Here is a 25,705-nt window from a genome sequence, read left to right on the forward strand (position 1 = left end):
ACCCGATGAGTAAATTCCTGGACCGGTTTCGCTACTTCAAACAGAAGGGTGAAACCTTTGCCGATGGGCACGGCCAGCTTCTAAACACCAACCGGGACTGGGAGGATGGATACCGTCAACGTTGGCAGCATGACAAAATTGTGCGTTCCACTCACGGTGTCAACTGCACCGGCTCATGCAGCTGGAAGATTTATGTCAAAAACGGTCTGGTGACCTGGGAAACGCAGCAGACTGACTACCCGCGCACCCGCCCGGACCTGCCGAACCACGAACCACGCGGTTGCCCGCGCGGCGCCAGCTACTCCTGGTACCTGTACAGCGCTAACCGCCTGAAATACCCGCTGATGCGTAAACGCCTGATGAAGATGTGGCGGGAAGCGAAAGTTCAGCATAGCGATCCGGTTGAGGCATGGGCGTCGATTATCGAAGACGCCGACAAAGCCAAAAGCTTCAAACAGGCCCGCGGTCGCGGCGGTTTTGTACGTTCCTCCTGGCAGGAAGTGAATGAGCTGATTGCCGCCTCCAACGTCTATACCGTCAAAACCTACGGTCCGGACCGCGTGGCTGGCTTCTCGCCGATCCCGGCGATGTCGATGGTCTCCTACGCGTCCGGCGCCCGTTATCTGTCGCTGATCGGCGGCACCTGCCTGAGCTTCTACGACTGGTACTGCGACCTGCCGCCGGCTTCGCCGATGACCTGGGGCGAGCAGACCGATGTGCCGGAATCCGCCGACTGGTATAACTCCAGCTATATCATCGCCTGGGGCTCCAACGTGCCGCAGACCCGCACCCCGGATGCGCACTTCTTTACCGAAGTCCGCTATAAAGGGACCAAAACCGTAGCCATCACTCCGGACTACGCCGAAATCGCCAAACTCTGCGATCTGTGGCTGGCGCCGAAGCAGGGTACCGATGCCGCGATGGCGCTGGCGATGGGCCATGTGATGCTGCGTGAATTCCACCTCGATAAGCCGAGCCAGTATTTCACCGACTATGTGCGCCGCTATACCGACATGCCGATGCTGGTGATGCTCGAGGAGCGCGACGGTTATTATGCCGCCGGCCGTACGCTGCGCGCATCCGACCTCGTGGATTCCCTTGGTCAGGAGAACAATCCGGAATGGAAAACCGTCGCCTTTGACGAGAAGGGCGACATGACCGTACCGAACGGTTCCCTCGGATTCCGCTGGGGCGACAAAGGCAAATGGAACCTCGAACAGCGCGACGGTAAAACTGGCGAAGAGATTGAGCTACGTCTGAGCCTGCTGGGCAGCCATGATGAAGTGGCGAACGTCGGCTTCCCGTACTTCGGCGGCGAAGGGTCTGAGCACTTCAACAAAGTCGATCTGGAAAACATTCTGCTGCACAAACTGCCGGCCAAACGCCTGCAGCTGGCCGACGGCTCTACCGCCCTGGTCACCACCGTGTATGACCTGACCATGGCTAACTACGGCCTGGAGCGCGGTCTGAACGATGACAACTGCGCCGCCGGCTACGATGAAGTGAAAGCCTACACCCCGGCGTGGGCGGAGAAGATCACCGGCGTCTCCCGCGCGCATATCATCCGTACCGCCCGTGAATTTGCCGATAACGCCGATAAAACTCACGGTCGTTCGATGATTATCGTCGGGGCGGGCCTCAACCACTGGTTCCACCTCGACATGAACTACCGCGGCCTGATCAATATGCTGATCTTCTGCGGCTGCGTCGGTCAGAGCGGCGGCGGTTGGGCGCACTATGTGGGCCAGGAAAAACTGCGTCCGCAGACCGGCTGGCAGCCGCTGGCGTTCGCCCTTGACTGGCAGCGTCCGGCACGTCACATGAATAGTACCTCGTACTTCTATAACCACTCCAGCCAGTGGCGCTATGAAACGGTGACCGCGCAGGAACTGCTGTCGCCGATGGCGGATAAATCCCGTTACAGCGGCCACCTGATCGACTTTAACGTGCGCGCAGAGCGGATGGGCTGGCTGCCGTCGGCGCCGCAGCTTGGCGTCAACCCGCTGCGTATCGCTGACGAAGCGAAAAAAGCCGGCATGACCCCGGTGGATTACACCGTGAAGTCGCTGAAAGAGGGCTCGATTCGCTTTGCGGCCGAGCAGCCGGAAAATGGCAAAAACCACCCGCGTAACCTGTTTATCTGGCGTTCCAACCTGCTGGGCTCCTCCGGTAAAGGCCATGAATACATGCTCAAGTACCTGCTGGGTACCGAGAACGGCATTCAGGGCAAAGACCTGGGCAAGCAGGGCGGCGTGAAGCCGGAAGAAGTCGAATGGCGGGATAACGGCCTCGACGGCAAACTGGATCTGGTGGTGACCCTCGATTTCCGTCTGTCGAGCACCTGTCTCTACTCCGACATCGTGCTGCCGACCGCCACCTGGTACGAAAAAGACGACATGAATACCTCGGATATGCATCCGTTTATTCACCCGCTGTCGGCCGCCGTTGACCCGGCCTGGGAATCGAAGAGCGACTGGGATATCTATAAAGGTATCGCGAAGAAATTCTCTGAAGTCTGCATGGGCCACCTCGGCAAAGAAACCGACGTCGTCACGCTGCCGATCCAGCACGACTCCGCCGCGGAAATGGCGCAGCCGCTGGATGTCAAAGACTGGAAAAAAGGCGAATGCGATCTCATCCCCGGGAAAACCGCGCCGCATATTATTCCGGTTGAGCGTGATTACCCGGCGACTTACGAACGTTTCACCTCGATCGGCCCGCTGCTGGAAACCATCGGCAACGGCGGGAAAGGCATAGCCTGGAACACCCAGAGCGAGATGGATCTGCTGCGTAAGCTCAACTACACCAAGGCGGAAGGCCCGGCGAAAGGCCAGCCGAAGCTGGAAACGGCCATCGACGCCGCGGAAATGATCCTCACCCTGGCCCCGGAAACCAACGGTCAGGTGGCGGTGAAAGCGTGGCAAGCGCTGAGCGAGATCACCGGTCGCGAGCATACGCACCTCGCGCTGAACAAAGAAGACGAGAAGATCCGCTTCCGCGACATTCAGGCGCAGCCGCGGAAGATTATCTCCAGCCCGACCTGGTCTGGCCTGGAAGATGAGCATGTCTCCTACAACGCCGGTTACACCAACGTTCACGAGCTGATCCCGTGGCGCACGCTGTCCGGCCGTCAATCGCTGTATCAGGATCATCAGTGGATGCGCGACTTTGGCGAAAGCCTGCTGGTCTATCGGCCGCCGATCGACACCCGTTCGGTGAAAGCGGTGATGGGCGAGAAGTCCAACGGCAACCCGGAAAAGGCGCTGAACTTCCTGACCCCGCACCAGAAATGGGGTATCCACTCGACCTACAGCGATAACCTGCTGATGCTGACCCTGTCGCGCGGTGGGCCTATTGTCTGGATGAGCGAAGCGGATGCGAAAGATCTGGGTATCGAAGATAACGACTGGATCGAAGTGTTCAACGCCAACGGCGCCCTGACGGCGCGTGCGGTGGTGAGTCAGCGCGTTCCAGCCGGGATGACCATGATGTATCACGCGCAGGAACGTATCGTGAACCTGCCGGGCTCTGAAATCACCGGTCAGCGCGGGGGGATCCATAACTCCGTCACCCGTATTACGCCGAAACCGACCCACATGATCGGCGGCTACGGCCACCTGGCCTATGGCTTTAACTACTACGGCACCGTCGGCTCCAACCGCGATGAGTTTGTGGTGGTACGTAAGATGAAGAACATTAACTGGTTAGACGGCGAAGGCAACGACCAGGTACAGGAGAGCGTAAAATGAAAATTCGTTCACAAGTCGGCATGGTGCTGAATCTCGATAAGTGCATCGGCTGCCACACCTGCTCGGTGACCTGTAAAAACGTCTGGACCAGCCGGGAAGGGATGGAATACGCCTGGTTCAACAACGTGGAAAGTAAGCCGGGCGTCGGTTTCCCGAACGACTGGGAAAACCAGGAAAAATGGAAGGGCGGCTGGATCCGCAAAATCAACGGTAAACTGCAGCCGCGCATGGGCAATCGCGCGATGCTGTTGGGAAAAATCTTCGCCAACCCGCATCTGCCGGGCATCGATGATTACTACGAGCCGTTTGATTATGACTACCAGAATCTGCATAACGCGCCGGAGAGCAAACATCAGCCGATCGCCCGTCCGCGCTCGCTGATCACCGGCCAGCGGATGGACAAGATCACCAGCGGTCCGAACTGGGAAGAAATCCTCGGCGGCGAGTTTGAAAAACGCGCCAAAGATCAGAACTTCGACAACATGCAGAAGGCGATGTACGGCCAGTTCGAAAACACCTTCATGATGTATCTGCCGCGCCTGTGCGAGCACTGCCTGAACCCGGCCTGCGTTGCGACCTGCCCGAGCGGCGCCATCTATAAGCGTGAAGAAGACGGCATCGTACTGATCGACCAGGACAAGTGCCGCGGCTGGCGGATGTGTATCACCGGCTGTCCGTACAAGAAGATCTATTTCAACTGGAAGAGCGGGAAATCCGAGAAATGCATCTTCTGCTACCCGCGTATTGAATCCGGGATGCCGACGGTGTGCTCCGAAACCTGCGTGGGCCGTATCCGTTATCTCGGCGTCCTGCTATACGACGCGGACGCGATTGAAAACGCCGCCAGCACCGAGAACGAGAAAGATCTGTATCAGCGTCAGCTGGACGTGTTCCTCGATCCCAACGATCCGAAAGTGATCGAGCAGGCGCTGAAAGATGGCGTACCGCAGGGGGTCATTGAAGCTGCGCAGCAGTCGCCGGTTTACAAAATGGCGATGGACTGGAAGCTGGCCCTGCCGCTGCACCCGGAATATCGCACCTTGCCAATGGTCTGGTACGTGCCGCCGCTGTCGCCGATTCAGTCCGCCGCCGATGCGGGTGAACTGGGTAGCAACGGGATCCTGCCGGACGTGGAAAGCCTGCGTATTCCGGTGCAATATCTGGCGAACCTGCTGACCGCGGGCGATACCCAGCCGGTACTGCTGGCGCTGAAACGAATGCTGGCGATGCGCCACTATAAGCGTGCGGAAACCGTTGACGGCGTCATCGATACCCGCGCGCTGGAAGAGGTGGGGCTGAGCGAAGCGCAGGCCCAGGAAATGTATCGCTATCTGGCGATCGCCAACTACGAAGATCGTTTCGTGGTGCCGAGCAGCCATCGTGAACAGGCGCGAGAAGCGTTTCCGGAGAAAAACGGCTGCGGCTTTAGCTTTGGCGATGGCTGCCACGGCTCTGACAGTCAGTTCAACCTGTTCAACAGCCGTCGCATCGACGCCATCGACGTGACCAGCAAAACGGAGCCGCACGCATGATTGAACTCGTGATTGTATCGCGTCTGCTCGAATATCCTGACGCTGCCTTATGGCAGCATCAGCAGGAGATGTTCGAGGCGCTCGCGTCATCAGAGAAACTCAGCAAAGAGGATGCCCACGCGCTGGGCGTTTTCCTGCGCGATTTAGTGGCTCAGGATCCGCTGGACGCCCAGGCGGCCTATAGCGAACTGTTTGACCGCGGCCGGGCCACCTCGCTGCTGCTGTTTGAACATGTCCACGGCGAATCCCGCGATCGCGGGCAGGCGATGGTGGATCTCATGGCGCAGTACGAGCGCCACGGTCTGCTGCTGGATAGCCATGAGCTGCCGGATCATCTGCCGCTATATCTGGAATATCTGGCGCAGCTGCCGGAAGAGGAAGCGCTTGGCGGCCTGCGGGACGTCGCGCCGATCCTCGGTCTGCTCAGCGCGCGCCTGCAGCAGCGCGAAAGTCGCTATGCGGTGCTGTTCGAGCTGTTGCTGAAGCTGGCCAATACTCAGGTCGACAGCCAGAAGGTGGCGGAGAAGATTGCCGACGAAGCGCGCGACGATACGCCGCAGGCGCTGGACGCCGTCTGGGAAGAAGAACAGGTCAAATTCTTTGCCGACCAGGGCTGCGGCGAGTCGGAAATTTCCGCTCACCAGCGTCGTTTTGCCGGAGCCGTGGCCCCGCAATATCTGAATATCTCTAACGGAGGACAGCAATAATGCACTTCCTGAATATGTTCTTCTTTGACATTTATCCGTACATTGCGGGTTCGGTGTTCCTGATTGGCAGCTGGTTGCGCTATGACTATGGCCAGTACACCTGGCGCGCCGCCTCCAGCCAGATGCTGGACCGTAAGGGGATGAACCTGGCGTCGAACCTGTTCCATATCGGCATCCTGGGTATTTTCGCCGGCCACTTTCTCGGCATGCTGACCCCGCACTGGATGTATGAGTCCTTCCTGCCGATCGACGTCAAGCAGAAGATGGCGATGATCGCCGGCGGCGCCTGCGGCGTGATGACCCTGGTGGGCGGGTTACTGCTGCTCAAGCGTCGTCTGCTCAGCCCGCGCGTTCGCGCCACCACCACCGGAGCGGATATTCTGATCCTCTCGTTGCTGATGGTGCAGTGTGCGCTCGGCCTGCTGACGATCCCGTTCTCCGCTCAGCATATGGACGGCAGTGAAATGATGAAACTGGTCGGCTGGGCGCAGTCGGTGGTGACGTTCCACGGCGGCGCGTCACAGCATCTGGATGGCGTGGCGTTTATTTTCCGCGTTCACCTGGTGCTGGGCATGACCCTGTTCCTGCTGTTCCCGTTCTCCCGTCTGGTTCATATCTGGAGCGCGCCGGTCGAATACCTGACGCGCAAATACCAGATTGTCCGCGCCCGTCGCTAACTGGCCCGCGACTGCTCACTGACCCCGCCGCGGCGGGGTTTTTTTTCGCCCCAGCCGAGATTATTCCCTGCGGCGGCAAACAGAATAAGCATCCCACCGAGCAATTGCACCGCGGATAACGCATGGTGGAAGACCAGATAGTCGACCACCATCGCCACCAGCGGATAAATAAAGGAGAGCGAACCGGTAACGGGCGTCGGCAGTTTCTGTATCGCGCTATATAAAAGCTGATACATGATCCCGGTATGGACGATGCCGAGGATCAGCAGATAGCGCCAGGGGAAGCTGGCCGTCAATTCTGGGGCATGCACCAGCGGCAGCAGCATCACGACGCCGACGAGAACCTGAATGAAGGCGATATGCTGCGCGGGGAGCGGATGCAGTTTGCGCGCGATGATGGCGGTCAGGGCATAGAAGAATGCCGCGCCCAGCGCCAGCAACACGCCGGTGGTAAGCCCCTCTTCGTGTGCAGGCATCAGCTCGCTCGACAGCAGGATCACTACGCCGCCAAAGGCCAGCAGTAACCATCCCCATTTCGCGGCGCTGACCCGTTCCCCCAGCACCATCCCCATCAGTACCAGCATAAACGGCTGGGTGTTATAGACCACGGTGGCCATACCGATTGAGATCCGCAAATAGGCGGCAAACAGCAGCAGCCAGTTGACGACCAGCGCCGCGCCGCCAATCACCGCCAGAGCGAGAGTGAAACGCGTTAGCCGGCTGAAGGGCTGGCGGCTTAACACGATAAACACCAGCAGGGTTAGCGCGCCAATCAGGCAGCGCCAGAACACCACATCAGTCACCGGCAAACCAGAGAGCAGCACGAACGCGCCGATCGAGCCGGAGATTATCATTGCCAGGCTCATCTGCCAGACGCCGCGGGTAAGTTGCATTTTTCACCTCCACCATTTTTTAGTTATTGTGCGAAAAACCCTGACAGGGTGATATGGCTGAATTAAGGTAGAAGGGGGGAAATGCCTTTTATAATTAGGTGAAATATATGAATGACGTACTTGATGAAATTGACAGGGCGATCCTCACCTGCCTGACTCAGGATGCCAGAGTTTCGCTCAAGGTCCTGAGCGCGCGAGTGGGGCTGACCTCGCCGAGCACCGCCGAGCGGGTGAAGCGCCTGGAGGAGCGGGGTGTCATTCAGGGCTATGGGGCGCGGGTAAATCTCGCCGCGCTGGGCTATAGCCTGCAGGCGCTGGTGCGGGTCCGGCCGCTGCCTGGGCTGCTGCAGAAGGTGGATAAATATATCCAGGCGATGCCGGAATGTATTGAAAGTGACAAGGTGACCGGGGAAGATTGTTTTGTAATGCGTCTCGTGGTGCGCGATATTGCCCAGCTGGATACCCTGCTGGACGGTCTGACGGAGTATGCGCAGTGTAACACCTCGGTGGTGAAAAGCTCGCCGGTAAAAAGGCGGTTGCCACCGCTGTGAGTTTTTCCGGAGGCGGTGCTGCGCACCTGTCCGGGCTACCAGACGGCACCACTTGTAGCCTCGCTAAGCGAAGCGCGAGCGATGAGACAGCAGAACAGGTGGCTGAGAGTGCAACAGTGGTGGGGGAAGGATTACTCGGCGCTAAAGCGCCTCGCCTTCGGGCCATTGCCTGCGGCAACGTTCTCTCGCTTCGCTCGAGTCGAACCTTAGTCGAAGCTTCTCATCCTTCCCCATGGGGCAGAATATAAAATATCGTAGGTAGATTATGCTGGGCATGACATGGGGAGATGGTGGTGAGGGAAGGATTACTCGGCGCTAAAGCGCCTCGCCCTTCGGGCCGTTGCCTGCGGCAACGTTCTCTCGCTTCGCTCGAGTCGAACCTTAGTCGAAGCTTCTCATCCTTCCCTGTAGGGCAGAATATAGAATACCGTAGGTAGATTATGCTGGGCATGACATGGGGAGATGGTGGTGGGGGAAGGATTCGAACCTTCGAAGTCGATGACGGCAGATTTACAGTCTGCTCCCTTTGGCCGCTCGGGAACCCCACCAGGGGTGAAATCACATTGTAGGCTATTCAGCAAAATGAATGGTGGTGGGGGAAGGATAACTCGTCGCTATCTCTCCTCGCCCTTCGGGCCGTTGCCTGCGGCAACGTTCTCTCGCTGGCGCTCGAGTCGAACCTTAGTCGAAGGTTCTTACCCTTCCCGCTAAGTGCAAACATCGTTTACGCTTGTCGGGGAAACCATATCACTGTAGTGAATAATGGTGGTGGGGGAAGGATTCGAACCTTCGAAGTCGATGACGGCAGATTTACAGTCTGCTCCCTTTGGCCGCTCGGGAACCCCACCACGGGGTAATGCTTGGTACTGGCCTGCTTCCTTCTCGGGAGGCGGGGCGCATCATACCAAATGATGCGCCCCTGTAAAGCATTCGTTTGACAAAAATAAACTGGTTGCCTGATTTTTACACGTAACGCCGTAAAGCTAACCAATTCATTTCTCAGTCGATTAAAGAATAATCGTCCGGTTACCGTAAACGAAGACGCGCTGCGCCAGTACCTGATACAGCGCCCGGCTCAAGACGTTTTTTTCGACATCGCGCCCAGCGCGCATCATATCTTCTGCGGTATAAGTATGATCGACGTGAATCACGTCCTGCATGATGATCGGGCCTTCATCCAGATTGTCATTCACGTAGTGGGCGGTAGCGCCAATGATTTTCACGCCGCGCTCATAGGCCTGATGATAGGGACGGGCGCCGATAAACGCCGGCAAAAACGAATGGTGGATATTGATGATTTTGTTCGGGAAGCGGGCGACAAATTCTGGCGTCAGGACGCGCATATACTTGGCCAGCACCACGTAATCCGGTTCGTGGGCGGCGATAGCATCGCCCATTCGCTGATCGTGTTCTTCGCGGCTCAGTCCTTCATGGCTGACCAGCTCAAACGGAATACCAAAGCGCTCCACCAACGAGCGCAGGGTATCATGGTTGCCGATAACCGCGGCAATATCGACATCCAGCCCGCCGTAGTTGGCTTTCATCAGCAGATCGCCCAGACAGTGCGCCTCTTTCGTCACCAGAATCACCACCCGGCGACGGCCTGCCGGATTTAGTTCGCGGATGGAGCCTTCAGGCAGGGCGCTGTCGAGATCGGCCAGCAGAGTAGCGTCGTTAAAAATGCCTTCCAGTTCGGTGCGCATAAAGAAACGACCGGTACGGTGGTCAACAAACTCATTGTTCTGCACAATGTTGAGTTCATGCTTGTAGCAGATATTGGTGATACGCGCGATGAGGCCTTTCTGATCAGGGCAAATAGTGCGTAGTACTTTACGTTGTAATGAATGCATCGCGAGGAAAATCCTGTAATGTTTGCAAGCGCTGTGCCAGCGTTACTGGCCGCAGCATTTTTTAAATTTTTTACCTGAGCCGCAGGGGCAGGGGTCGTTACGGCCAATCAGCGGTCGTGTCCCGTCGATATAGTACCACTGTCCATTTTCTTTTAAGAATCTGGAACGTTCAATAATGGCGCCAGGGCGGTTATTGTCATTAAAGCGGGCGACAAAGCTGACAAAACCTTCATTTGGAGCTCGCCCCTCATCACTGGCGAACAGGGTTAAGCCCAGCCATTCGGTCTGGGAAAACCCTTTCTCCAGTTCGGCGCGAAATTGCTGCGCCTGACAGGACGGATGCCAGGTTTTGATTAGATAGTCAGCGTCTTTCATGACGAACGCGCTATAACGGGAGCGCATAAGCTGTGACGGGCCCGGCGCAAGCTCAGCGCCGGACAGATATCGCTGGCAACATGAGCTATACTCCAGTGCGCTGCCACAGGGGCATAATTGCGACAAAACTGCCTCCATGGAAGAAAGAGTAACGGCGCTTCTACGCCAAAGGGCATTATGTTAACTGAGCCGTGACAATGTTGCCACGCTCAGAGTGGAAGGATAGTTATTAGTACTAATGAGAAAGCTTAAAATTGGTCTGGCGCTAGGTGCGGGAGCCGCTCGCGGATGGTCGCACATTGGCGTCATCAACGCCCTCCAGCGGGCCGGTATTGAGATTGATATCGTAGCCGGTTGTTCTATCGGTTCGCTGGTAGGGGCGGCGTATGCCTGTAACCGACTCCCGGCACTCGAATCATGGGTCTGCTCATTCAGCAACTGGGATGTCCTGAAGCTGATGGATCTCTCCTGGCGCCGGGGGGGACTGCTGCGGGGGGAAAAAGTATTCAATCATTACCGCCGCATTATGCCCGTCACCGAGATTGAACGCTGCGAGCGCCGGTTTGCTGCTGTTGCCACCAATTTAAGCACCGGTAGGGAGCTGTGGTTTACCGAAGGCGATCTACATTTAGCCATTCGCGCCTCCTGCAGTATGCCGGGGTTAATGTCGCCAGTAAGGCATAATGGTTACTGGCTGGTCGATGGCGCGGTGGTCAATCCGGTTCCTGTGTCGCTCACCCGGGCAATGGGAGCGGATATTGTGATTGCCGTCGACCTGCAACATGATGCCCATCTTATGCAGCAGGATTTGTTCTCCCTTGAAACGCCGCGGCAGGAAGCGGAAGAGAAGGAGGGGCCATGGCATACTCGTCTGCGCGCGCGCTTGACGCGAATGAGTTCCCGCCGTACGGCCGTGACGCCGACGGCGATGGAGATCATGACCACCTCTATCCAGGTACTGGAAAACCGTCTTAAACGCAATCGTATGGCGGGTGACCCGCCGGATATCCTGTTGCAGCCATACTGTCCGCAAGTTTCGACGCTTGATTTTCATCGCGCCGGAGAGGCGATTGCCGCGGGGCAACTGGCGGTAGAAAAGAAAATGGATGAATTATTACCCTTAGTGCGTACAGCCGTTTGACGTACGAGTTACTGACTTAAGCAAATTCTGACAGGCGATAGTGAGAATAGCGTGCCACTATTGAATTATCGTCAGCCAGGGGAGATATCATGACGCAGCCATTGGCGGGAAAACAGATTCTGATAGTTGAAGACGAACCCGTTTTCCGCTCACTCTTGCATGGATGGCTGACCTCGCTGGGAGCAACAACCTTCCAGGCGGAAGATGGCAAGGATGCCCTGCATAAAATGACGGAGGTGCATCCGGACCTGATGATTTGCGACATTTCTATGCCGAGAATGAACGGTCTGGAGCTGGTGGAAACGCTGCGTAACCGCGGCGAACAGTTACCGATCCTGATGATCTCCGCCACCGAAAACATGGCGGATATAGCTAAAGCGTTGCGACTTGGCGTCCAGGACGTGCTGTTAAAGCCAGTAAAAGATTTCGATCGCCTGCGCGAGACCGTTTACGCCTGTCTCTATCCCGCGATGTTCAGTTCGCGCGTGGAAGAGGAAGAGCGTTTATTTGAGGACTGGGATGCGCTGGTCAGTAATCCCATCGCCGCTTCAAGACTATTGCAGGAATTACAGCCGCCGGTGCAACAGGAAATGTCGCACTGCCGTATTCATTATCGACAACTGGTGTCGGCAGACAAGCCCGGTCTGGTACTCGATATCGCGCCGCTTTCGGAAAATGATTTGGCTTTCTATTGTCTGGATGTCACACGCGCAGGCGATAATGGCGTGTTGGCAGCATTATTGCTGCGCGCGTTGTTTAATGGTCTGCTGCAGGAGCAACTGGCGCACCAGGGACAACGGCTACCAGAAATGGGAAGTTTGTTAAAACAGGTGAATCAACTGCTGCGTCAGGCAAATCTTCCGGGCCAGTTCCCTCTGTTAGTAGGGTATTACCACAGCGGGCTGAAAAATTTAATTCTGGTGTCAGCGGGACTTAATGGCACGCTGAATACAGGGGAGCATCAAATTCAGATTAGTAATGGCGTTCCTTTGGGGACACTGGGTGATGCTTATCTTAACCAAATTAGCCAACGCTGCACCTCGTGGCAGTGCCAAATTTGGGGGGCTGGCGGTCGTTTACGCTTAATGTTGTCTGCGGAATGAGCAATTGCGTTTATATCTAAGCAGACGGGATTACCTCTTGCCCTTTAGCGGTGGTAACATCGAGCAGTTTTATGCGTAAAAGTCCTAATTCGAGGCTATCGGCAGCTTTTCAGACCAGTAAATACGCGGTTGACTGATATACTCGACACGTTATTTGTAACGAGAAGTTTAAAAAACAAACAGTCCAGGAGATTTCAATGGCTGCCCTTAATTCTAAAGTCAGAAAAGCGGTTATCCCGGTTGCGGGATTAGGCACCAGGATGCTGCCGGCCACCAAAGCGATTCCAAAAGAAATGCTGCCGCTGGTAGATAAGCCGTTAATTCAGTACGTTGTTAATGAATGTATCGCTGCAGGAATTACTGAAATTGTTCTGGTAACGCACTCGTCGAAAAACTCTATCGAAAACCATTTCGATACCAGTTTTGAGCTGGAAGCGATGCTGGAAAAACGTGTAAAACGCCAGCTGCTGGAAGAAGTGCAGTCTATTTGCCCGCCGCACGTGACTATTATGCAAGTTCGTCAGGGCCTGGCGAAAGGTCTGGGTCACGCGGTGCTGTGCGCCCATCCGGTAGTGGGAGATGAGCCGGTCGCGGTTATTCTGCCAGACGTTATTCTGGATGAATATGAATCCGATCTGAGCCGCGATAACCTCGCTGAGATGATCTCTCGCTTCGATGAGACTGGCGCCAGCCAGATTATGGTTGAACCTGTCGAAGACGTAACCGCTTATGGCGTGGTTGACTGCAAAGGCGAATCCCTGAAGCCGGGCGAAAGCGTACCAATGGTGGGCGTGGTTGAGAAGCCAAAAGCTGACGTTGCGCCGTCCAACCTGGCGGTGGTGGGGCGTTATGTCCTCAGCGCCGATATCTGGCCGCTGCTGGCGAAAACCCCTCCGGGCGCTGGTGATGAAATTCAGCTGACTGACGCCATTGATATGCTGATCGAGAAAGAAACGGTTGAAGCTTATCATATGAAAGGCAAGAGCCATGACTGCGGTAATAAGCTTGGCTACATGCAGGCGTTTGTCGAATATGGTATTCGTCACAAAACGCTGGGCGACGATTTTAAAGCCTGGCTGGAAACGGCGGTAGCGAAGTAATCCGCGCGGTTGAAAGTACAAACCGGGAGCGCATCTGGGACTCCCGGTTTTTTTATATCGGCCCTGAGGGCAAAAAAAATCCCGCCGCAGCGGGATTTTTTATAGCGATCAACGGAGATTAGATCAGGAAATCGTCCAGTGATTTACCTTGCTCATCCATTGCTTTTTTGATCACAGCCGGGGTACGGCCCTGACCGGTCCAGGTTTTGGTTTCACCATTTTCGTCAACATAGCTATATTTAGCCGGACGTGCAGCACGCTTGGTTTTGGTACCGGCTTTAACGGCAGCCATGGTGCTCAGCAGTTCATTCGGATCAATACCGTCAGCAATCAGCATTTCACGGTATTGCTGCAGCTTACGCGTACGCTCTTCAATTTCTGCCGCGGCAGCGTTTTCTTCTTCACGGCGCTCGTTAACGACGACTTCTAATTTTTCCAGCATTTCTTCGAGCGTTTCCAGGGTGCATTCTCTTGCCTGCGCACGAAGAGTACGGATGTTGTTCAAAATTTTAAGTGCTTCGCTCATTGTAGTAATCTCAAACTTATATTGTGGGGTGGTTTGTTGAACTAATAATAGAGCGATAAAATGCGTTGTGCAATAGGGGGGAATGTAAGGAATTCAAAATTACTGGTTATTTGTCGCGAGAATTAATTAATTTAAGTTAAAATTCCCGTGCCGCTTCACATCTTTCATCGCTTATAGCGATGAGGCGAAGGCAAGCTAAAACATTGAGACGGTATGCTTTTTGAGAGGTTCAGTGAGAGAAATGATCCTTTACATGGGTAAATAACCCTCGTCAGTATTAGCGCATTTTTGGTTACAAGGCTTAATATAAAACAACCGGCAGCCCTGCTTATAGCCCATGGGCAACCGGTCTATAAGCACGAAAAGACAATGGTTACCGCGCCAGTAGCGTAACGGGGCGTACAAATAGTGGCCCTGAAAATTCAATTCATCATCTTAATCCTTTCGGTTTGCAGGCCCTTCAGCTTCGCGACAATACCCCTGCTGAAAGCGCGGCTGTGCGCATAAAATATGGTACAATCGTCGCCGCGATAAAACACTTTGATTGGGGTCACGCAGCCGATGGCACAACTTTATTTCTACTACTCTGCAATGAATGCAGGTAAGTCGACCGCTCTGTTGCAATCTTCGTACAATTACCAGGAGCGGGGGATGCGTACCGTCGTTTATACCGCTGAGATTGATGACCGCTTTGGCGCCGGAAAAGTCAGTTCGCGTATCGGGCTCTCCTCGCCGGCCCGATTGTATAATCCACAGACCTCGTTATTTGACGATATTGCGGCGGAGCACCAGCTAAAGCCGATTCACTGCGTGCTGGTGGATGAAAGCCAGTTTCTGACGCGTGAACAGGTTCATGAGCTGTCCGAAGTTGTCGATACGCTGGATATTCCGGTGCTTTGCTATGGGTTGCGGACGGACTTTCGCGGTGAGCTCTTTACCGGCAGCCAGTATTTACTGGCCTGGTCAGATAAGCTGGTTGAGCTGAAAACGATCTGCTTCTGCGGCCGCAAGGCCAGCATGGTATTGCGCCTCGATCAGGAGGGGCGTCCTTATAATGAGGGTGAGCAGGTCGTCATCGGCGGTAATGAGCGGTACGTATCGGTCTGCCGTAAGCATTATAAAGAGGCGCTGAGCGTCGGTTCGTTAACCAAGGTACAAAACCAGCACCGTCCCTGCTGATACCCTCAGAAGCTCGTACAGGCGCCTGTGGGCGCCTTTTTAATGTCTGCTATAGGTTGGCGTAGCTGGCGATAAAGAATGGCTGATAGCGGGGATAAAAAAAGCCCCGTCAGGTGACGGGGCTTGTCGCGATGCTATCGCTGTTGGTTAAGCGGATTTTTTCGCTTTTTTCTCAGCCTTTACCGGAGCAACTTCGGCTTTCGCACCGGCTTCGCCTTCGACGAATTCGCGGCCGTAGTAGGTATCCAGCAGGATCTGTTTCAGTTCGGAGATCAGCGGGTAGCGCGGGTTAGCGCCGGTGCACTGGTCATCGAATGCATCTTCAGACAGTTTATCAACGTGGGCCAGGAAGTCAGCTTCCTGAACGCCAGCTTCGCGGATAGATTTCGGAATACCCAGCTCAGCTTTAATGCTTTCCAGCCATGCCAGCAGTTTCTCGATTTTCGCTGCGGTGCGGTCGCCTGGTGCGGAGAGGCCCAGGTGATCGGCGATTTCAGCGTAACGACGACGAGCCTGCGGACGGTCGTACTGGCTGAACGCGGTCTGCTTGGTCGGGTTGTCATTCGCGTTATAGCGGATAACGTTGCAGATCAGCAGGGCGTTGGCCAGACCGTGCGGAATATGGAACTGGGAACCCAGTTTGTGCGCCATCGAGTGACACACGCCGAGGAAGGCGTTAGCGAACGCGATACCGGCGATAGTCGCGGCACTGTGTACGCGCTCACGGGCAACCGGGTTCTTGGAACCTTCGTGATAGGAAGCCGGCAGGTACTCTTTCAGCAGTTTCAGCGCCTGCAGCGCCTGGCCGTCAGAGAACTCAGAAGCCAGTACGGAAACGTAAGCTTCCAGGGCGTGAGTCACCGCATCCAGACCACCGAACGCACACAGCGATTTCGGCATATCCATCACCAGGTTGGCATCGACAATGGCCATATCCGGGGTCAGCGCATAGTCTGCCAGCGGGTATTTCTGACCGGTCGCGTCATCGGTCACCACGGCGAACGGCGTAACTTCAGAACCGGTACCGGAAGTGGTAGTGATCGCCACCATCTTGGCTTTGACGCCCATTTTCGGGAACTTGTAGATACGTTTACGGATATCCATAAAGCGCAGCGCCAGTTCTTCGAAGTGGGTTTCCGGATGTTCGTACATAACCCACATGATTTTCGCCGCATCCATCGGGGAACCGCCGCCCAGGGCGATGATCACGTCTGGTTTAAAGGAGTTCGCCAGGTCGGCACCTTTACGTACGATGGTCAGCGTCGGGTCAGCTTCAACTTCGAAGAAGACTTCCGTCTCAACACCCGCAGCTTTCAGTACGGAAGTGATCTGATCGGCATAGCCGTTGTTGAACAGGAAGCGGTCAGTCACGATCAGCGCGCGTTTGTGACCATCGGTAATCACTTCATCCAGTGCGATTGGCAGGGAGCCACGACGGAAGTAGATAGATTTCGGAAGTTTGTGCCACAACATGTTTTCAGCTCGCTTAGCAACGGTTTTCTTGTTGATCAGGTGTTTCGGACCAACGTTTTCAGAGATGGAGTTACCACCCCAGGAACCACAACCCAGAGTCAGGGAAGGCGCGAGTTTGAAGTTGTACAGGTCACCGATACCACCCTGAGAAGCCGGGGTGTTGATCAGGATACGCGCGGTTTTCATCATTTGGCCGAAGTAAGCCACGCGAGCCGGCTGGTTGTCCTGGTCGGTGTACAGGCAAGAGGTGTGGCCGATACCGCCCATGGCGACCAGTTTTTCTGCTTTGGCTACCGCGTCTTCGAAATCTTTTGCACGGTACATAGCCAGCGTCGGAGACAGTTTTTCGTGAGCAAACGGCTCGCTCTCGTCAACGTTGGTCACTTCACCAATCAGAATTTTGGTGGTGGCCGGCACGGTGAAGCCTGCCAGTTCAGCGATTTTGGCCGCTGGCTGACCAACGATAGCCGCGTTCAGCGCGCCATTTTTCAGGATAATGTCCTGAACGGCTTTCAGCTCTTTACCCTGCAGCAGGTAGCCGCCGTGGCTGGCGAAACGTTCGCGAACCGCGTCATAGACTGAATCAACCACCACAACGGACTGCTCAGAAGCACAGATCACGCCGTTATCGAAGGTTTTAGACATCAGTACGGACGCTACGGCACGTTTGATGTCGGCGGTTTCATCAATGACTACCGGGGTGTTACCGGCGCCGACGCCGATAGCAGGTTTACCGGAGCTGTATGCTGCTTTCACCATGCCTGGACCACCGGTCGCCAGGATCAGGTTGATGTCCGGGTGATGCATCAGCGCGTTAGACAGTTCTACAGACGGCTGATCGATCCAGCCAATCAGGTCCTTCGGCGCGCCGGCCGCGATGGCAGCCTGCAGCACGATATCAGCCGCTTTGTTGGTGGCTTCTTTTGCACGCGGGTGCGGAGAGAAAATGATGGCGTTACGCGTTTTCAGACTGATGAGCGATTTGAAAATGGCTGTTGAAGTCGGGTTAGTGGTCGGTACGATACCGCAGATGATGCCGATAGGCTCAGCGATAGTGATGGTGCCAAAGGTGTCGTCTTCTGACAGAACGCCACAGGTTTTTTCGTCTTTATAAGCGTTGTAAATGTATTCGGAAGCAAAGTGGTTTTTGATCACTTTGTCTTCAACGATGCCCATGCCGGATTCGGCTACGGCCATTTTGGCGAGAGGGATTCGAGCATCTGCAGCGGCCAGAGCGGCGGCGCGGAAGATTTTGTCGACTTGTTCTTGAGTGAAACTGGCATATTCACGCTGGGCTTTCTTGACACGCTCAACAAGCGCGTTCAGTTCAGCGATATTAGTAACAGCCATAATGCTCTCCTGATAATGTTAAACTTTTTTAGTAAATCAGTCGCTCGATTCGACATTATAGACAGGCCGTTAACAGCTTGCATGTAAATGTTTATGTAGAAAAATCAGGGCGCTGTTTCACCGATTTACTAAAAAAGCTTTATCTCTTTCGCTTTCAGGTACTGCTGCCTTCCACTCTGTTGGTGTCATCAAGATTACTCACTTCTGAGTACAAATTACGTGATTTAGATCAAGTATTGTCGCTGCTGATACCTTTCAGCTGGCTGCTTTTTGACCGGTTCGATCAAGTGTGATGGGAGGGTTTTGAAATTAAAAAAACGATTAGCATTAAATATACAAATGGCTAACATTCGATACATATCACCGGGTTATGCATATTTATAATGAATATTGCAGGTAAAAAGCGTATGTTTCGCGCAGTTATTTTATGCTGTTAACAGTCAACCGCCAATTTTGATGATGCTGCGGAGCCCAATGTGACTCAATCACTGTTCGATTTTTCTGCATATTTCAAGTTTTTCATCGGCTTATTTGCCCTGGTTAACCCGGTTGGCATTATTCCGGTATTCATCAGTATGACCAGCTATCAGCCGGCTGCGGTGCGTAATAAGACCAACCTCACCGCCAACCTGTCGGTGGCGATCATCCTCCTGACGTCGCTGTTCCTCGGCGATGGCATTCTGCAGATTTTCGGTATCTCCATTGACTCCTTCCGTATCGCCGGCGGCATCCTGGTGGTGACCATCGCGATGTCGATGATCAGCGGTAAGCTCGGCGAAGATAAGCAGAACAAGCAGGAAAAGTCGGAGACGGCGGTCCGGGAGAGCATCGGCGTCGTTCCTCTCGCGCTACCATTAATGGCCGGGCCAGGGGCAATCAGTTCAACTATCGTCTGGGGGACCCGGTACCACTCCTGGGTGCATCTGGTCGGGTTCTCACTGGCGATAGCGGTATTTGCCCTCTGCTGCTGGGGGATTTTCCGTATGGCGCCGTGGCTGGTCCGTTTGCTGGGGCAGACGGGAATCAACGTCATCACCCGTATTATGGGCCTGTTGCTGATGGCCCTCGGCATTGAGTTTATTGTGACCGGGATTAAAGCGCTTTTCCCAGGGCTGCTGAGTTAGTTCGTCGCCAGCAGGCGGGGAGTCTCGCTTCACGCCTGCGCGATTATTAGCAAAACCTATTAGCCAGCGCGGAACTGGCGGTAGGGATAATATTTTGCGATATCGCTATTAATTTCATATTTTTCATTAAGATATGAAATATTTCTCTTAACATTCTCCTCACGCCTCCCACTCCTGTGATGTTATTTTCTTCACATCATTCTCTGGTACTTGCTGTCGGATCATCGAAATGATATTAGTAATTTTAACAAGGCGGCAGATGAATGTGCTAAAAAGTAATCTATTGTTAAATTTTTGTACAAAAAACCATCTTGTGGTCGCTGCTCAGAATGTCGGCTGATGAAATTATCGTAATGCTCTGATAAATAATAATATTTTTACATCGACGTTTTATGGCAAACGCTTGTCACGCTGGCAAAACCGGCAATAAAAGAGAATTCGGTAACATATTTGCAAATTGCATTGGCGGAGGTGTTTACCTTTTGGTACTTTCCGCCGTTATCGTCTGCTGAATTATGTACGCAAATGAGAATTATTTTTAATTAACTCATTTCGCCAGAACGACCCTCCAGCGAGGGCAACGAATCGACGTTAAGACTGCCGTTCGAGCGGTCGTAATAAATAAGTCGGTGATAGCAATCTGCCAATCGCATACTCCTGCGTTGGACAGAACCCGAAAACGGGAAAAACAGGCTGGTTAAAAAACCAGTAATTATAATGACTGGAGTTACAACACAATGACCATCATCACTAAAAAGCGTTTAATCGCCGCGGGAGTGCTATCCGCACTGATCGCCGGCAATATGGCAATGGCAGCGGATGTCCCGGCTGGTGTGCAGCTGGCAGAGAAGCAAACCCTGGTACGTAATAGCGGCGCCGAGCCGCAATCGCTGGACCCAAATAAAATCGAAGGGGTGCCAGAGGCCAATATTAGCCGCGACCTGTTCGAAGGTTTGCTGAATACTTCGCCGAAAGATGGCCACCCGATCCCTGGCGTGGCGGAGAGCTGGGATAATAAAGATTTTAAAGTCTGGACCTTCCATCTGCGTAAAGATGCAAAATGGTCTAACGGCGAGCCGGTTACCGCCCAGGACTTCGTATACAGCTGGCAGCGTCTGGTGGATCCGAAAACCGCGTCTCCTTATGCCAGCTATCCGCAATATGGTCATATCGTTAACGTCGACGAAATCATTGACGGCAAAAAAGCGCCGAGCGAGCTGGGCGTAAAAGCCATTGACGACCACACGCTGGAAGTCACCCTCAGCGAACCGGTACCCTATTTTTATAAACTGCTGGTTAACCCGGCGATGTCTCCCGTCTACAAACCGGCCATCGAAAAATTTGGCGAAAAGTGGACGCAGCCTGGCAATATCGTTACCAACGGCGCGTATACTCTGAAAGACTGGGTGGTCAACGAGCGGATCGTGATGGAGCGTAACCCGCACTATTGGGATAATGCTAAAACCGTCATTAACACCGTTACCTGGCTGCCGACCTCTTCCGAAGTGACCTATGTTAACCGCTACCGCAGCGGTGAACTGGACATGACTTATAACCAGCTGCCGATCGAACTCTTCCAGAAGCTGAAAAAAGAGATCCCCAACGAGCTGCACGTTGACCCCTATCTGTGTACCTATTATTACGAAATCAACAACCAGAAGGCCCCGTTCACCGACGTGCGCGTGCGTACCGCGCTGAAGCTGGGTCTGGATCGCGATATTATTGCTAATAAGGTGAAAGGACAGGGCGATCTGCCGGCCTACGGCTACACCCCACCGTATACCGATGGCGCGAAGCTGAGCGAGCCGGAATGGTTTACCTGGTCGCAGGAAAAACGCAACGAAGAAGCGAAGAAACTGCTGGCCGAAGCCGGCTATAGCGCCGATAAACCGTTGACCTTCAACCTGCTGTATAACACCTCTGATTTGCACAAGAAGCTGGCGATTGCCGCCGCCTCGCTGTGGCGTAAAAACCTGGGCATTGACGTGAAGCTGGTCAACCAGGAGTGGAAAACGTTCCTCGATACCCGTCATCAGGGCACCTATGACGTGGCGCGTGCGGGCTGGTGCGCCGACTATAACGAGCCAACCTCTTTCCTGAACACCATGCTCTCTGACAGTTCAATGAACACCGCGCACTATAAGAGCCCGGCGTTCGACAAGATTATGGCTGAATCCGTAAAAGCATCCGATGAAGCGCAGCGCACGGCGGCCTATGCGAAAGCAGAGCAGCAGCTGGACAAAGACAGCGCGATCGTACCGGTCTATTACTACGTTAACGCCCGCCTGGTGAAACCATGGGTCGGTGGCTATACCGGTAAAGACCCGATGGATAACGTCTATACCAAAGACCTCTACGTTATCAAACATTAATGGCAATACGTGGAGCGGGTCTCGGCTCGCTCCATCGTGTCTTATTTGAGAGCAGTGCAAAGGCACACGCCAGAAGGTACGGGCAATGTTAAAATTTATCTTACGTCGCTGTCTGGAAGCGATTCCGACGCTATTTATTCTTATCACCATCTCATTCTTCATGATGCGTCTGGCGCCGGGAAGTCCTTTTACCGGGGAACGCACGCTACCGCCGGAAGTCATGGCGAATATTGAAGCAAAATACCATTTAAACGACCCTATCATGACGCAGTACTTCAATTATCTGAAGCAGCTGGCGCATGGCGATTTTGGTCCCTCTTTTAAATACAAAGATTATTCCGTCAACGATCTGGTGGCCGCCAGCTTCCCGGTTTCAGCGAAACTGGGCTTCGCCGCCTTTTTACTGGCGGTGGTGATCGGCGTTGCCGCCGGGGTGATAGCCGCCCTGAAGCAAAATACCCTCTGGGACTACGCGGTGATGGGGGTAGCCATGACCGGCGTGGTTATTCCGAGCTTTGTGGTCGCGCCGCTGCTGGTGATGATCTTTGCCATTACCCTGCACTGGCTGCCGGGCGGCGGCTGGAACGGCGGGGCGCTGAAATTTATGATCCTGCCGATGGTGGCGCTTTCCCTGGCCTATATCGCCAGCATCGCGCGTATTACTCGCGGCTCAATGATTGAAGTGCTGCACTCTAACTTTATCCGCACCGCGCGGGCGAAGGGGCTGCCGATGCGTCGCATTATTCTGCGCCATGCGCTGAAGCCGGCGCTGCTGCCGGTGCTCTCCTATATGGGGCCAGCTTTCGTGGGCATCATCACCGGCTCAATGGTCATTGAAACCATTTACGGCCTGCCGGGGATCGGCCAGCTGTTCGTTAACGGGGCGCTTAACCGCGACTACTCGCTGGTGCTCAGCCTGACGATCCTCGTTGGCGCCCTGACTATCCTGTTCAACGCCATCGTTGACGTGCTGTACGCCGTTATCGATCCGAAGATTCGCTACTGAAGCCGGAGTTCGCCATGATGTTAAGTAAGAAAAATAGCGAGGCGCTGGAAAACTTCAGTGAGAAGCTGGAAGTGGAGGGGCGTAGCCTCTGGCAGGACGCGCGTCGCCGCTTTATGCATAACCGCGCCGCGGTGACCAGCCTGATTATGCTGGTGCTTATTGCGCTGTTCGTTACCTTCGCGCCGATGGTATCGTCGTTCTCCTACTTCGATACCGACTGGGGCATGATGTCCAATGCCCCGGATATGGCCTCCGGCCACTACTTCGGAACCGACTCCTCCGGGCGCGATCTGCTGGTGCGCGTAGCGATCGGCGGGCGCATTTCGCTGATGGTCGGGGTGGCGGCGGCGCTGGTGGCGGTGATCCTCGGCACGCTGTACGGTTCGCTCTCCGGTTATCTCGGCGGCAAAGTGGATTCGGTGATGATGCGTCTGCTGGAGATCCTCAACTCCTTCCCGTTTATGTTCTTCGTCATCCTGCTGGTGACCTTTTTTGGTCAGAATATCCTGCTGATCTTTGTCGCCATTGGCATGGTGTCCTGGCTGGATATGGCGCGTATCGTGCGCGGGCAGACGCTGAGCCTGAAGCGCAAAGAGTTTATCGAAGCCGCGCAGGTCGGCGGGGTCTCGACGGCGAGCATCGTGCTGCGCCATATCGTCCCCAACGTGCTGGGGGTGGTGGTGGTGTATGCCTCGCTGCTGGTCCCCAGCATGATCCTCTTCGAATCCTTCCTCAGTTTCCTGGGACTGGGGACGCAGGAGCCGCTCAGCAGCTGGGGGGCATTGCTCAGCGATGGCGCCAACTCAATGGAAGTTTCGCCCTGGCTACTGTTGTTCCCGGCGGGTTTCCTGGTGGTGACCCTGTTCTGTTTCAACTTTATCGGCGATGGTCTGCGTGATGCCCTCGACCCGAAAGACCGCTAAGGAGCGCTGCCATGACCATGATTGAAACGGCAAAAGCGCCGCAAGCGCAGAGCCACAGCGGACTACTGCTGGACGTGAAAGATCTTCGCGTCACCTTTAAAACGCCGGATGGCGACGTCACCGCCGTCAATGATCTGAACTTCACCCTGCAGGCGGGCGAGACGCTCGGCATTGTGGGCGAATCCGGCTCCGGTAAATCGCAAACCGCCTTCGCCCTGATGGGACTGCTGGCGGCCAACGGTCGCATCGGGGGTTCCGCCACCTTTAACGGTCGGCAAATCCTCAATTTGCCCGAGCGTGAGCTGAACAAACTGCGCGCTGAACAAATCTCAATGATTTTCCAGGATCCGATGACCTCTCTTAACCCCTATATGCGGGTGGGCGAGCAGTTAATGGAAGTCCTGATGCTGCATAAAGGGCTGAGTAAAGCCGAAGCGTTTGAAGAGTCGGTGAAGATGCTCGACGCGGTAAAAATGCCGGAAGCGCGTAAGCGCATGAAAATGTTCCCGCACGAGTTCTCCGGGGGCATGCGTCAGCGCGTGATGATTGCCATGGCGCTGCTGTGCCGGCCCCGGCTGCTGATTGCGGATGAACCGACCACTGCCCTGGACGTTACCGTGCAGGCGCAGATCATGACGCTGTTGAATGAGCTTAAACGCGAATTCAACACGGCCATTATCATGATCACCCACGACCTTGGGGTGGTGGCAGGTATCTGCGATAAAGTGCTGGTGATGTACGCCGGGCGCACCATGGAGTACGGTCAGGCGCGCGATGTCTTCTATCAACCGTCGCACCCATACTCTATTGGGCTGTTGAATGCGGTTCCACGTCTGGATGCGGAAGGCGATGCGTTGTTGACCATTCCCGGCAACCCACCGAACCTGCTGCGATTGCCAAAAGGCTGTCCATTCCAGCCGCGTTGCCCGCATGCCATGGAGCAGTGCAGCAGCGCGCCGCCGCTGGAATCGTTCGCGCCAGGCCGCCTGCGCGCCTGCTTTAAACCGGTGGGGGATCTGCTATGAACGCCGTAACTGAACAACGAAAAGTCCTGCTCGAAATTGCCGACCTGAAGGTGCACTTCGATATCAAAGATGGCAAGCAGTGGTTCTGGCAGCCGTCGAAAACGCTGAAAGCGGTGGATGGCGTGACGCTGCGCCTTTACGAGGGTGAAACCCTCGGTGTGGTAGGGGAGTCGGGCTGCGGCAAATCGACCTTCGCCCGCGCCATTATTGGTCTGGTGAAAGCGACCGATGGCAAAGTGGCCTGGCTGGGTAAAGATCTGCTGGGCATGAAGCAGGAAGAGTGGCGCGACGTGCGCAGCGATATCCAGATGATCTTCCAGGATCCGCTGGCCTCGCTGAACCCGCGCATGACCATCGGAGAAATTATCGCCGAACCGCTGCGTACCTATCATCCGAAGATGCCCCGTCAGGAAGTGCGCGATCGCGTCAAAGCGATGATGATGAAAGTTGGATTGCTGCCCAACCTGATCAACCGCTATCCGCACGAGTTCTCCGGCGGTCAGTGTCAGCGTATCGGCATCGCGCGGGCGCTGATCCTTGAGCCAAAGCTGATTATCTGCGATGAGCCGGTCTCCGCGCTTGACGTGTCGATTCAGGCGCAGGTCGTCAACCTGCTGCAGCAACTGCAGCGTGAGATGGGGCTATCGCTGATATTTATCGCTCACGATCTGGCGGTGGTTAAGCATATCTCCGATCGGGTTCTGGTAATGTATCTGGGCCATGCGGTGGAGCTGGGGACTTACGACGAGGTGTACCATAATCCGCTACATCCCTATACCAAAGCGCTGATGTCGGCGGTGCCGATCCCCGATCCTGATCTCGAGAAAACGAAAACTATCCAACTGCTGGAAGGCGAATTACCCTCGCCGATTAATCCGCCCTCAGGTTGCGTATTCCGCACTCGCTGTCCGCTTGCCGGACCGGAGTGCGCCAAAACCCGCCCGGTGCTGGAAGGCAGTTTCCGCCATGCGGTTTCCTGCCTTAAGGTAGACCCGTTATAATCTCAGGGGCTGACGCAGGTCAGCCTTTTTTTTGCGAGGTTAACGAAG

At 54.9% G+C, this 25,705-nt stretch carries 22 protein-coding genes, 2 tRNA genes and 3 other RNA genes; 16 read left to right on the top strand and 11 right to left on the bottom strand.

The window, feature by feature from the left end:
* Nucleotides 1-5: 5 nt before the first annotated feature.
* The 4 genes from KHQ23_RS18185 to narI are packed head-to-tail and all read left to right on the top strand — an operon-like array spanning nucleotide 6 to nucleotide 6,665.
* On the top strand, nucleotides 6-3,749 hold the full coding sequence (locus KHQ23_RS18185) for a nitrate reductase subunit alpha (RefSeq protein WP_029884525.1): 3,744 nt from the start codon (nucleotides 6-8) through the stop codon (nucleotides 3,747-3,749).
* The gene (gene narH, locus KHQ23_RS18190) at nucleotides 3,746-5,281 is read left to right on the top strand and encodes a nitrate reductase subunit beta (RefSeq protein ID WP_019705142.1); all 1,536 of its coding nucleotides are present in this window, start codon (nucleotides 3,746-3,748) and stop codon (nucleotides 5,279-5,281) included. Before KHQ23_RS18185 ends, narH begins: the two co-directional genes overlap by 4 nt.
* Complete coding sequence (gene narJ, locus KHQ23_RS18195) at nucleotides 5,278-5,988, top strand: nitrate reductase molybdenum cofactor assembly chaperone (RefSeq protein ID WP_002910191.1); 711 nt, start codon at nucleotides 5,278-5,280, stop codon at nucleotides 5,986-5,988. Before narH ends, narJ begins: the two co-directional genes overlap by 4 nt.
* Nucleotides 5,988-6,665 carry a respiratory nitrate reductase subunit gamma gene (gene narI, locus KHQ23_RS18200; RefSeq protein ID WP_002910189.1) on the top strand — a complete coding sequence of 226 codons (678 nt, stop codon included), beginning with the start codon at nucleotides 5,988-5,990 and terminating at the stop codon, nucleotides 6,663-6,665. Before narJ ends, narI begins: the two co-directional genes overlap by 1 nt.
* On the opposite strand, the gene KHQ23_RS18205 is transcribed toward narI, so the two are convergent.
* On the bottom strand, nucleotides 6,662-7,558 hold the full coding sequence (locus KHQ23_RS18205; RefSeq protein ID WP_021440328.1) for a DMT family transporter: 897 nt from the start codon (nucleotides 7,556-7,558) through the stop codon (nucleotides 6,662-6,664). The two genes, narI and KHQ23_RS18205, sit on opposite strands and share 4 nt — an antisense overlap.
* Before the next feature lie 107 nt (nucleotides 7,559-7,665).
* Between KHQ23_RS18205 and KHQ23_RS18210 the strand changes: the two genes are divergently transcribed.
* Nucleotides 7,666-8,109, top strand: a complete 444-nt coding sequence (locus KHQ23_RS18210; protein ID WP_032428322.1) for an Lrp/AsnC family transcriptional regulator — start codon at nucleotides 7,666-7,668, stop codon at nucleotides 8,107-8,109.
* A 114-nt stretch (nucleotides 8,110-8,223) separates the two neighbouring features.
* On the opposite strand, the gene KHQ23_RS18215 is transcribed toward KHQ23_RS18210, so the two are convergent.
* The 7 genes from KHQ23_RS18215 to KHQ23_RS18245 form a co-directional block, all read right to left on the bottom strand.
* Nucleotides 8,224-8,354, bottom strand: a non-coding RNA gene (locus tag KHQ23_RS18215) — RtT sRNA.
* Nucleotides 8,355-8,397: 43 nt separating this feature from the next.
* A non-coding RNA gene (locus KHQ23_RS18220) (RtT sRNA) lies at nucleotides 8,398-8,529 on the bottom strand.
* A gap of 43 nt (nucleotides 8,530-8,572) precedes the next feature.
* Nucleotides 8,573-8,657, bottom strand: a tRNA-Tyr gene (locus KHQ23_RS18225).
* Between the two features lie 39 nt (nucleotides 8,658-8,696).
* Nucleotides 8,697-8,829, bottom strand: a non-coding RNA gene (locus KHQ23_RS18230) — RtT sRNA.
* A gap of 43 nt (nucleotides 8,830-8,872) precedes the next feature.
* Nucleotides 8,873-8,957, bottom strand: a tRNA-Tyr gene (locus KHQ23_RS18235).
* 159 nt (nucleotides 8,958-9,116) lie between these two features.
* Nucleotides 9,117-9,959 carry a formyltetrahydrofolate deformylase gene (gene purU / locus KHQ23_RS18240; RefSeq protein ID WP_004151854.1) on the bottom strand — a complete coding sequence of 281 codons (843 nt, stop codon included), beginning with the start codon at nucleotides 9,957-9,959 and terminating at the stop codon, nucleotides 9,117-9,119.
* A gap of 42 nt (nucleotides 9,960-10,001) precedes the next feature.
* Nucleotides 10,002-10,460, bottom strand: coding sequence for a YchJ family protein (locus KHQ23_RS18245; RefSeq protein ID WP_002910109.1), 459 nt, complete (start codon nucleotides 10,458-10,460; stop codon nucleotides 10,002-10,004).
* A 112-nt stretch (nucleotides 10,461-10,572) separates the two neighbouring features.
* Here KHQ23_RS18245 and rssA point away from each other — a divergent pair, with 112 nt between their 5' ends.
* From rssA to galU, 3 genes are all read left to right on the top strand, one after another.
* Nucleotides 10,573-11,475, top strand: coding sequence for a patatin-like phospholipase RssA (gene rssA / locus KHQ23_RS18250; RefSeq protein ID WP_002910108.1), 903 nt, complete (start codon nucleotides 10,573-10,575; stop codon nucleotides 11,473-11,475).
* 89 nt (nucleotides 11,476-11,564) lie between these two features.
* Complete coding sequence (gene rssB, locus KHQ23_RS18255) at nucleotides 11,565-12,578, top strand: two-component system response regulator RssB (protein ID WP_002910107.1); 1,014 nt, start codon at nucleotides 11,565-11,567, stop codon at nucleotides 12,576-12,578.
* Between the two features lie 197 nt (nucleotides 12,579-12,775).
* Entirely contained in the window at nucleotides 12,776-13,678 is a 903-nt protein-coding gene (galU, locus tag KHQ23_RS18260; RefSeq protein WP_002910105.1) for a UTP--glucose-1-phosphate uridylyltransferase GalU, read from the top strand.
* A gap of 118 nt (nucleotides 13,679-13,796) precedes the next feature.
* Here galU and hns read toward each other — a convergent pair whose 3' ends face one another.
* Nucleotides 13,797-14,204 (bottom strand): histone-like nucleoid-structuring protein H-NS, encoded by a 408-nt coding sequence (hns, locus tag KHQ23_RS18265; RefSeq protein WP_002910103.1) that lies wholly within the window; start codon nucleotides 14,202-14,204, stop codon nucleotides 13,797-13,799.
* A gap of 422 nt (nucleotides 14,205-14,626) precedes the next feature.
* Nucleotides 14,627-14,758 (bottom strand): hypothetical protein, encoded by a 132-nt coding sequence (locus KHQ23_RS18270; protein WP_032434749.1) that lies wholly within the window; start codon nucleotides 14,756-14,758, stop codon nucleotides 14,627-14,629.
* Nucleotides 14,759-14,765: 7 nt separating this feature from the next.
* On the opposite strand from KHQ23_RS18270, the gene tdk reads away from it, so the two are divergent.
* Entirely contained in the window at nucleotides 14,766-15,383 is a 618-nt protein-coding gene (gene tdk / locus KHQ23_RS18275; RefSeq protein WP_002910100.1) for a thymidine kinase, read from the top strand.
* Between the two features lie 147 nt (nucleotides 15,384-15,530).
* On the opposite strand, the gene adhE is transcribed toward tdk, so the two are convergent.
* Complete coding sequence (gene adhE, locus KHQ23_RS18280; protein ID WP_002910097.1) at nucleotides 15,531-18,206, bottom strand: bifunctional acetaldehyde-CoA/alcohol dehydrogenase; 2,676 nt, start codon at nucleotides 18,204-18,206, stop codon at nucleotides 15,531-15,533.
* Nucleotides 18,207-18,283: 77 nt separating this feature from the next.
* Here adhE and KHQ23_RS18285 point away from each other — a divergent pair, with 77 nt between their 5' ends.
* The 7 genes from KHQ23_RS18285 to oppF all read left to right on the top strand — a co-directional run bounded on the left by KHQ23_RS18285 (nucleotide 18,284) and on the right by oppF (nucleotide 25,657).
* On the top strand, nucleotides 18,284-18,499 hold the full coding sequence (locus tag KHQ23_RS18285; protein WP_004145398.1) for a hypothetical protein: 216 nt from the start codon (nucleotides 18,284-18,286) through the stop codon (nucleotides 18,497-18,499).
* A gap of 183 nt (nucleotides 18,500-18,682) precedes the next feature.
* The gene (locus KHQ23_RS18290) at nucleotides 18,683-19,330 is read left to right on the top strand and encodes a YchE family NAAT transporter (RefSeq protein ID WP_002910095.1); all 648 of its coding nucleotides are present in this window, start codon (nucleotides 18,683-18,685) and stop codon (nucleotides 19,328-19,330) included.
* A gap of 737 nt (nucleotides 19,331-20,067) precedes the next feature.
* Nucleotides 20,068-21,702 carry an oligopeptide ABC transporter substrate-binding protein OppA gene (gene oppA, locus KHQ23_RS18295; protein WP_004148754.1) on the top strand — a complete coding sequence of 545 codons (1,635 nt, stop codon included), beginning with the start codon at nucleotides 20,068-20,070 and terminating at the stop codon, nucleotides 21,700-21,702.
* Between the two features lie 85 nt (nucleotides 21,703-21,787).
* On the top strand, nucleotides 21,788-22,708 hold the full coding sequence (oppB, locus tag KHQ23_RS18300; protein ID WP_032434747.1) for an oligopeptide ABC transporter permease OppB: 921 nt from the start codon (nucleotides 21,788-21,790) through the stop codon (nucleotides 22,706-22,708).
* 14 nt (nucleotides 22,709-22,722) lie between these two features.
* Nucleotides 22,723-23,631 (top strand): oligopeptide ABC transporter permease OppC, encoded by a 909-nt coding sequence (oppC, locus tag KHQ23_RS18305; protein WP_004145396.1) that lies wholly within the window; start codon nucleotides 22,723-22,725, stop codon nucleotides 23,629-23,631.
* An 11-nt stretch (nucleotides 23,632-23,642) separates the two neighbouring features.
* Nucleotides 23,643-24,656, top strand: coding sequence for an ABC transporter ATP-binding protein (locus KHQ23_RS18310; RefSeq protein WP_004151853.1), 1,014 nt, complete (start codon nucleotides 23,643-23,645; stop codon nucleotides 24,654-24,656).
* The gene (gene oppF, locus KHQ23_RS18315) at nucleotides 24,653-25,657 is read left to right on the top strand and encodes a murein tripeptide/oligopeptide ABC transporter ATP-binding protein OppF (protein WP_002910083.1); all 1,005 of its coding nucleotides are present in this window, start codon (nucleotides 24,653-24,655) and stop codon (nucleotides 25,655-25,657) included. The genes KHQ23_RS18310 and oppF overlap by 4 nt, the downstream gene beginning before the upstream one ends.
* Nucleotides 25,658-25,705 lie beyond the last annotated feature (48 nt).

It is taken from the genome of Klebsiella sp. 64, assembly GCF_018223915.1.
In the GTDB taxonomy this organism is placed as follows: domain Bacteria; phylum Pseudomonadota; class Gammaproteobacteria; order Enterobacterales; family Enterobacteriaceae; genus Klebsiella; species Klebsiella pneumoniae.